Here is a 7,676-nt window from a genome sequence, read left to right as displayed (position 1 = left end):
CGGCGAGATCCAGGGTCGCCGCGGCCGCGTCGACGACATGTACCAGGAGGGTGACCTGATGGTCATCGAGGGGATCGCCCCCGTCGACGAGATGATCGGCTTCTCCTCGGACATCCGTAGCGCGACCGAGGGGCGTGCCTCGTGGAACACCGAGAACGCCGGTTTCCGCGTGATGTCCGACAGCCTCCAGCGCGAGACGATCATGGAGATCCGCGAGCGAAAGGGCATGAAGCTCGAACTGCCCGAATCGATCGATTACTTCTAGACACGGACCTTTTCACTTCTCGGGTGCGCGCTTCGCGTCGTTCGAAAGAGCGCGAAGCGCTCTTTCGTGATGTGGCCAGAAATCGGAACTCTCTGGCTGCCTGCCGGACGTAGTGCGGCAATGACGAGAGACGCAAAGCGTCTCTCGGACCACACCACTCGAAGCAAAAACTTCCTCCAAAAAGCCGCCTTCGCGGGGTGTAGCCCCGTTTCTGCGGCCGTATGACGACGGTCCGTCATGGAACAGCAACCCGTATCCCGGCGAACGCTCGATACCAGCTATGCCAAGCGAGCGTGAGAAGATGCTGTGTGGGGAACTCTACGACGCGAGCGACCCACAGCTCGTCGTCGAGCGCCAGCGCGCCCGCGAACTCACCCGCGAGTACAACCACACTGCGGCGGACGAACCCGACCGGCGCGAGCGAATTTTGGAAGAGCTGTTCGACTCCGTCGAAGGTGACGCCACCGTCGAACCGCCCGTTCACTGCGATTACGGCTCGAACATCTCCGTGGGCGAGGACTTCTACGCGAACTTCGACTGCGTGATTCTGGACGTCTGCCGGGTCGAGTTCGGCGACAACTGCCTGCTCGGGCCGGGGATCCACGTCTACACCGCGACCCATCCGCTCGCCGCCGAGGGACGTGCGGCGGGCATCGAATCCGGCGAGCCGGTCACTGTCGGCGACGACGTCTGGATCGGCGGGCGGGCGGTACTCAATCCGGGCGTCACCGTCGGAGAGGGTGCGGTGATCGCCTCGGGCGCGGTCGTCACCGAGGACGTTCCCGCAGGCGTGGTCGTCGGCGGAAACCCGGCGCGGGTTCTCAGGGAACTCGACTGATCAGTGTTCGACGAACTCGATCAGGATTCCGCCCGTCGATTTCGGGTGGAGGAAGGCGACGTCGTGTCCCCACGCCCCCTGACGGGGCTCCTCGTCTATGGGTTCGATACCCTCCTCACGGGCTGTTTCGAGTGCTCCCTCGATGTCCTCGGTACCGAGCGCGAGGTGGTGGATTCCGGGCCCGTTACGTTCGAGATAGCGTCCGATCGCCCCTCCCTCGCGGGGTTCGAGCAGTTCGAAGTAGCCGTTCCCGAGATCGAGAAACCTGACGTCCATGCCGTCGAACGTCTCCCGGTGGACCGGTAGGGCGTCGAACACGGTCTCGAACAGTTCGGTCAGTCCTTCTGCGTCGTCGGTCGCGATGCCGGCGTGATCGAAGCGCACACTGCCCGTAGCGTGCCGGTCGGTATAGTTCGCTCCCTCGGCGGTTCGTCCCTGTACTCTTGTCTTATCGGTTCCGAGAGCTCCGAACGTATGCGGAAACGATGGCCAAGACTGGTGATACTGGCTTTCCGAAAAACGAAAACCCGACTTCAGTAGAACTCGCGAACGAGGTCCATCGCGTCCTCCGGGGCACCGTCGGGAATCTCGTTCATCGGCCCCTCGATACCGAGGCGCTTCTCGTAGCCGACGCTGTCGTCGTCCTGGTAGAGCACGCCCTGATAGATGTTATCGAAGTCCATGATTCTCTGTCGGGCCTGATCGTAGTCGGTGGGGTCGTGATCCTCCTCGTCGAGGTCGACCAGCGAGTCGCGGAAGAAGTCGTAGGTGTCGACGTCGTTGAACGTCACGCAGGGGCTGTAGGTGTTGACCAGCGAGAAGCCGTCGTGCTCGATGGCCTGCTCGATGATCTCGGTGTGGCGCTGGGCGTCCGAGGAGAAGGACTGGGCGATGAAGCTGCCGCCCGCGGCCATCGCGAGCGCCAGCGGGTGAACCGGCGACTGCTTGGTCCCCTCGGGCGAGGTCGAGGTCTCGAAGTCCTCCCGACTGGTCGGCGAGAACTGTCCCTTCGTCAGCCCGTAGATGCGGTTGTCCATGACGACGTAGGTCATGTCGACGTTCCGGCGCACCGCGTGGATGAAGTGGCCCGCGCCGATCGAGTAGCCGTCGCCGTCGCCGCCGGCGACCATCACTTCCAGGTCGGGGTTCGCGAGCTTCACGCCCGTGCCGACCGGTAACGCGCGCCCGTGGACGCCGTGGAGCGCATACGAGTGCATGTACGTCCCGATCTTGCCCGAGCAGCCGATACCGGCACAGATGAAGGTGTCGTCCGGGCTATTGCCGGTGTTCGCGAGCGCCTTCATCATGCCGTTCATCGTCCCGAAGTCGCCGCAGCCGGGACACCACGTGGGTTGCTTGTCCGACTTGAAGTCGGTGAAGTGTGCCTGAGAGCTCATACTTTCGCCTCCGATTCGGCGGCGAACGTCTCCGTGATCCGATCGACGAGCTCGTCCGCGTTGAACCGGATGCCGTTGTATTTGTTGATGCGCTCGACCCGTGTAAGGGTGTCGCGTTCGACGACGTCGGCGAACTGCCCCGTCGCGTTACACTCGACGACGACGGTTGTCTCGGCGCTCTCGACGGCCTCCGTCAGGTCCGGCCGCGGGAACATGTACGGCACCGAGATGAAACGCACGTCGATATCGAGCTTCTGCATCGCCTCTCGGATCGCGCCCTCGTTCGAACCCCAGGTCAACACGAGGTTCTCGGCGTCCTCGTTTCCGAACTCGCGGGGAGACCAGTCCTCCTCGTTCTGGGCGGTCTCGACCTTCCGGTTCCGTTTGTCGACCTGCCGAACGCGCTCGTCGGTGTCCTCGGTCCGCCGGCCCAGTTCGTCGTGTTCGAGGCCGGTCGTCATGTGTGCGCCCTCGACGGTGCCGGGGAACGCTCGGGGGCTGATCCCGTCGCCGGCGTCGTAGTGGGGCTGGAACCGGTCCTGTTCGTCGAGATACTGGTCGATGTTGTCCTCGTCGACGACCTTCCCGCGGTCGATCTCGACTTCGTCCATGTCGAACTCCTCCGGCGAGAACGTCTGTTCGGTGACGGCCATCGCGAGGTCCGAGACGACGTAGACCGGCGTCTGGTACTTCTCGGCGAGGTTGAACGCCTCGATGGTCTTGTGGAAACACTCGGCGATGGTGGTCGGGGCGAGGACGAACCGTGGGATCTCGCCGTGACCGCCGTAGAGCGTCATGTTGAGGTCGCCCTGTTCCTGTTTTGTCGGCATCCCCGTCGAGGGGCCCGAGCGCATCACGTCGGCGATCACGAGCGGGGTCTCGGTGGTCGCGATCAGCCCGAACGTCTCGGTCATCAGGTCGATCCCCGGCCCGGAGGTCGCGGTCATCGCCCGAGCGCCGGAGCGCGCGGCGCCGAGCGCCATGTTGATCGCCGAGAGCTCGTCTTCGGCTTGGACGACGGTACCGCCGTACTCGTCGATCCGTCCCGTGAGATACTCCATCACGTTCGTCGCGGGCGTGATGGGATAGCCCGCATAGAAGCGACAGCCGCCGACGAGCGCGCCCATGCCGATCGCCTCGTCGCCGTTGAGCAGGACGTAGTCGTTGTCGGTGGTCTCGAGGCTGTAGCCGAAGTCGTGGTCGTAGTTCTCCTGAACGTAGTCACGACCCTTGCGGGCGGCCTCTTGGTTGTTGTCGACGAGCTTCTGGCCCTTCTCGCCGAATCGCTTCTCGAGGGCGCTGTCGAGGTGCTCGATCGGGAACCCCGCGACCTCGCAGGCCGCACCGAGCGCGACGACGTTTTGCATGATCGCGCCGCCGGCGTCCTCCGCGAGCGATTTGAGGGGGACGTCGAGGGGAATCTGCTCGTCGGGCACCTCGGCGTCCCACGAGCGCTCGCCGTCGTAGATGACGACGCTGTCCTCGTGGAGTTCGTCGAGGTTCTCGTCGATGGTGCGTTGGGTCAGCGCGACGAGGATGTCGAGCCTGTCGACGACGCTGTTTAACTCGTCGACGGAGGTTCGAATCTTGTAGGCGGTGTAGCCCCCGCGGATCCGCGAGGCGAAGTCCTTGGAGGTGAAGACGTGTCGTCCAGCCCGTGAGAGAGCCTGGGCGAAGATCTTCCCCGTCGAATCGATCCCGTCGCCGGCTTCCCCGCCGACGGCCCAGTTTAAGTCCTCAGGCATGTGGGTTAGGAGTAGCCCGTCCCCGGACAAAAAGCCTTCTGAAACGCCCAGTAGGGGGAAATCCGGCCGCGAGAGCAAGCCCTTTTTCTCGTCCGCGAGTACCCGTTTGTATGGAGCCGACCGAAACCACCATCACCGCCGTCCGGGACGTCGGGGCCGACACCGTCGCGGTCGCCCTCGAAACGCCCGACGGGTTCGACGCCCGACCCGGCCAGTTCGTCAAGCTCTCGACCGAAGTCGAGGGCGAGCACGTCTCGCGCTTCTACACCCTCTCGTCGCCCGACGTCGGCGACACCATCGAGACCACCATCGGGATCGACCCCGAGGGCGAGCTCGGACCGTGGATCGAGAGCGCGGAAGGCGAGACAGTCACCGTCGAGGGTCCGTATGGGAGCGCCTACTACGAGGACGAGGACGACTCGCTGATACTGGCGGGCGGGCCGGGCGTCGGTCCCGCAGTCGGGATCGGCGAGCGCGCGATCGCCGACGATAACGGCGTCACGATCGTCTACTGCGACGACGAGCCCGTCCACGAGGACCGGCTGGCCGACCTGCAGGAGGCGGGCGCGACCGTCGTCGTCACAGACGAACTCGCGGATCACGTCGCGAGCTACTACGAGGGCCAGCAGGTGTTCGTCTACGGCTTTCAGGAGTTCGTCACCGAGGCGCTCGACGCACTGGAAGCGGCGGGGGGCGATCCCGAGGAGGCGAAGGTCGAGAACTTCGGCTGAAAGCCCTCGCAGCTGCTTGGCAGCAGCCGCTCGTCCTTGTAGTCCGCTAAATTCGCATCGCAGCCGTCCGATTGGACGGCTGCTCTTAGCGATACCAGCCCTTCCCCGTCCCGCTCGCGCGGACGGCGGGGTGCCGCCCGCGCTCGCGCCGGCCGCCGCACCACTACCATGAACCGCGACTACCCGTCCAGTCGGGCGCTCGCCTCGCGGAACAGCCCGTCGAGGATCTCGGGAAGCGTCGGGTGATACGCTCTATCAGGTAGCTCCCGGACGTCGAGCCCGAGTTCGACGACGACCTGCATCGTCTTGGCCATCGAGTCGGCGTGGTGGTGCAGCCCCTGATAGCCCAGCACGGTGCCGTCCCGTGCGACCACGAGCGTCGCGAGCCCCTCGGGGACGTTTTTCACTGTGAACACGCCGTCGTCGCTCGCCTGCCGGCTCACCTCGATCGGGTCGTAGCCCGCCTCCCGGGCGCTGTCTGCAGTGTGGCCCAGTCGAGCGAACGGGTAGACGCCCAACCCGCTGAATATCACGTGGTGGTGGACGTTCTCGTAGGGTTCGAGTTCGCGGCCCTCCGCGTGTGCGAGGACGTTCTCGGCGGCCCGAAACCCCTGCTCTTTGGCGACGTGAAGGATCGGCTCGTGGCCGTTGACGTCCCCGACGACGAACGTATGAGGGTCGTCGCGGGCCTGCATCGTGTCCTCGACCCAGCCCTCCTCGGGCGAGAGGTCGGTGTGCTCGATTCCGACGCCATCCAGGTTCGGTTTCCTGCCGGTGAACGTGAAGAGCTGGTCGGCCTCGATCGTCTCCGTCTTCCCCTCACAGTCGAGTTCCATGCGCACGCCGCCCTCGGCGGTCGCCTCGACCGAGCGCTCGCGTGCGTTCGTCAGGACCTCGATCTCGAAGGCCTCGCGGTAGAGATCGAGGATCGTATCGCCGTACTCGGGCGGGGCCTCGTCGACCGGGCGGTCGTCATGCTCGATCACTGTTAATTCCATTCCGGCGGCCTCGGCGAGGTAGGGCACGAGTTCGAGCCCGATGTAGCCAAAGCCCATCACGATCCCCGAATCGGGGAACTCCGTCGTATCGAGCACCTCGGCACTGCCCATGGGATCGACCTCGTCCATTCCGGGTAGGTCCGGCACGTTCAGCGTCGAACCCGTCGCGATCACGACGTAATCGGCCTCGATCTCCCGGTCGTCCACCGCCAGTGTGTGCGGGCCGGTAAAGCGGGCAGTCTCATGGATGAACTCGACGCTTTCGCGCTCTGCGAGGTCGTGGACCGCCGCTCGGCGGTGTTCCGCGAAGCCGAGCACCTGCTCGTCTTTCGTCTCGACGACGCGCGCGAGATCGACCTCGGGGACGCCCGACAGCCGGTCGTCGTGGCGGGCTTGGAACTTGTGAGCGCCCGCCGAGAGCACCGCCTTCGAGGGCATACAGCCTCTGAGAATACACAGTCCGCCGCCCGGTTCGCCGTCGTCGATCAGCGTCAGTTCGACGTCCTCGTCGGCGTCGGCCAGCGACTCGGCAACCGCGACGCCCGCGCTGCCGTAGGCCCCGACGATCGCGACGTGGGTCATATCCCTCCTTCGGCCCGCGGCCGTTTAGCCGTTGCCCGGTCGGGGTCGGTGACCTACCGCGAGATCCCGCTTTCGGCCGTGTCGATCACGCTTTCGACCTCCACGGAGGTGACGACGGCGATGTCGCCGGGGATCGTTCGCTTGAGCGCCGCCGTCGCCGCGCCGTATTCGAGCGCCCCACCGATATCGCCGCCTCCGATCCGTTTCGCGAGGAAGGCCCCGACGAAGGCGTCGCCGGTCCCGATGGGATCGAGGGTCTCGGTTTCGAACGCCGACTGGCGAGTGAGGTCTCCGTCGTGGACGGCGAGTGCGCCCTCGGCCCCGAGCGTGAGTACGACCGTCTCGAAGCCCCATTCGTCGGCGAGCTCGCGGGCGATCGCCTCGCGGTCGCCCGTCGCGTCGAGGACGTTCCTCGCGTCGCGCACCGCCGTCACGAGCACGTCGACGTGTTCGAAGAGCCCGGTGAGGGTCTCGCGGGCCGCCGCGGGCGACCAGAGCTTGCTCCGGTAGTTCAGGTCGAAGGCCGTCTTCGTCCTCGCCTCCCGTGCTGCCCGCAGCAGCTCCTCGGTCGTTTCTTCGAGGGTATCCGAGAGCGCGGGCGTGATTCCGCTGGTGTAGAACCATTCGCTTTCCCTGATGCGCTCGATCGGGAGCTCCTCGGCGCGGGCGGTCGTCACCGCTGCGTCCGCCCGGTCGTAGATCACGTCGGTTCCCCGCGGCTCGCCGGCGAACTCGATGTAGTAGGTGCCCTGGCGCCCCTCGTCGCTCAGGACGGGGTCGGTTTCGAGTCCGTAGCTCTCGAGTTCGCTCGTCACCCGCCGCCCCAGCGGCGAGTCGGGCAGTTTCGAGGTCCAGACGGCTTCGGTACCCAGCCGCGCGGCCGCGACCGCGACGTTGCTCTCGGCGCCGGCGGCGCGGACCTCCAGTTCGGTCGTGGTTTCGAGACGTTCGTCGTCCGGCGGCGAGAGCCGGATCATGGTCTCGCCGAAGGTCACGAGGTCGGTCATACCCCGCAGTTCTCGCGCGGCGTCAAAAATCAACCCCCTTCGCGCTCTCGTAGGGTGACCCCGTTCCCCTCTGGCTGTTTCACTTTCAGTGCGCTTGGCGGGGTATCTTAACG

General features: G+C 65.6%; 7 protein-coding genes and 1 pseudogene. 3 read left to right on the top strand and 5 right to left on the bottom strand.

The genetic code is table 11. From position 1 onward, the window contains the following. Together EAO80_RS08210 and EAO80_RS08205 are read left to right on the top strand one after the other, a co-directional pair. Positions 1-265 (top strand): annotated as a pseudogene (locus EAO80_RS08210) (elongation factor EF-2); the annotation flags it as partial. Positions 266-545: 280 nt separating this feature from the next. Continuing rightward, positions 546-1,103 carry a sugar O-acetyltransferase gene (locus tag EAO80_RS08205; RefSeq protein WP_122089441.1) on the top strand — a complete coding sequence of 186 codons (558 nt, stop codon included), beginning with the start codon at positions 546-548 and terminating at the stop codon, positions 1,101-1,103. Here the strand turns inward: EAO80_RS08205 and mce are convergent, their stop codons facing one another. The 3 genes from mce to EAO80_RS08190 all read right to left on the bottom strand — a co-directional run bounded on the left by mce (position 1,104) and on the right by EAO80_RS08190 (position 4,245). After that, a complete protein-coding gene (gene mce / locus EAO80_RS08200; RefSeq protein WP_122089440.1) occupies positions 1,104-1,487 on the bottom strand; it encodes a methylmalonyl-CoA epimerase in 384 nt (127 codons plus the stop codon). Positions 1,488-1,636: 149 nt separating this feature from the next. Next, a complete protein-coding gene (locus EAO80_RS08195; RefSeq protein ID WP_122089439.1) occupies positions 1,637-2,500 on the bottom strand; it encodes a 2-oxoacid:ferredoxin oxidoreductase subunit beta in 864 nt (287 codons plus the stop codon). Beyond that, positions 2,497-4,245, bottom strand: coding sequence for a 2-oxoacid:acceptor oxidoreductase subunit alpha (locus tag EAO80_RS08190; RefSeq protein ID WP_122089438.1), 1,749 nt, complete (start codon positions 4,243-4,245; stop codon positions 2,497-2,499). Before EAO80_RS08190 ends, EAO80_RS08195 begins: the two co-directional genes overlap by 4 nt. 110 nt (positions 4,246-4,355) lie before the next feature. On the opposite strand from EAO80_RS08190, the gene EAO80_RS08185 reads away from it, so the two are divergent. After that, complete coding sequence (locus tag EAO80_RS08185; protein WP_122089437.1) at positions 4,356-4,976, top strand: ferredoxin--NADP reductase; 621 nt, start codon at positions 4,356-4,358, stop codon at positions 4,974-4,976. A 179-nt stretch (positions 4,977-5,155) separates the two neighbouring features. On the opposite strand, the gene EAO80_RS08180 is transcribed toward EAO80_RS08185, so the two are convergent. Together EAO80_RS08180 and kdgK1 are read right to left on the bottom strand one after the other, a co-directional pair. After that, a complete protein-coding gene (locus tag EAO80_RS08180; RefSeq protein WP_122089436.1) occupies positions 5,156-6,556 on the bottom strand; it encodes a dihydrolipoyl dehydrogenase family protein in 1,401 nt (466 codons plus the stop codon). A gap of 53 nt (positions 6,557-6,609) precedes the next feature. Continuing rightward, positions 6,610-7,563, bottom strand: a complete 954-nt coding sequence (gene kdgK1 / locus EAO80_RS08175) for a bifunctional 2-dehydro-3-deoxygluconokinase/2-dehydro-3-deoxygalactonokinase (protein ID WP_122089435.1) — start codon at positions 7,561-7,563, stop codon at positions 6,610-6,612. Positions 7,564-7,676 lie beyond the last annotated feature (113 nt).

The organism is Halalkalicoccus subterraneus, assembly GCF_003697815.1.
GTDB classification, from domain to species: Archaea; Halobacteriota; Halobacteria; order Halobacteriales; family Halalkalicoccaceae; genus Halalkalicoccus; species Halalkalicoccus subterraneus.
The sequence above is the reverse complement of the archived record's forward strand: the minus strand, read 5'-3'. Positions and strand labels throughout refer to the sequence as shown.

Coding starts and splice junctions, on each gene's coding strand:
- EAO80_RS08205 (WP_122089441.1), top strand. CDS start 546: ATGCCAAGCGAGCGTGAGAAGATGCTGTGTGGGGAACTCTACGACGCG.
- EAO80_RS08195 (WP_122089439.1), bottom strand. CDS start 2,500: ATGAGCTCTCAGGCACACTTCACCGACTTCAAGTCGGACAAGCAACCC.
- EAO80_RS08190 (WP_122089438.1), bottom strand. CDS start 4,245: ATGCCTGAGGACTTAAACTGGGCCGTCGGCGGGGAAGCCGGCGACGGG.
- EAO80_RS08185 (WP_122089437.1), top strand. CDS start 4,356: ATGGAGCCGACCGAAACCACCATCACCGCCGTCCGGGACGTCGGGGCC.
- EAO80_RS08180 (WP_122089436.1), bottom strand. CDS start 6,556: ATGACCCACGTCGCGATCGTCGGGGCCTACGGCAGCGCGGGCGTCGCG.
- kdgK1 (WP_122089435.1), bottom strand. CDS start 7,563: ATGACCGACCTCGTGACCTTCGGCGAGACCATGATCCGGCTCTCGCCG.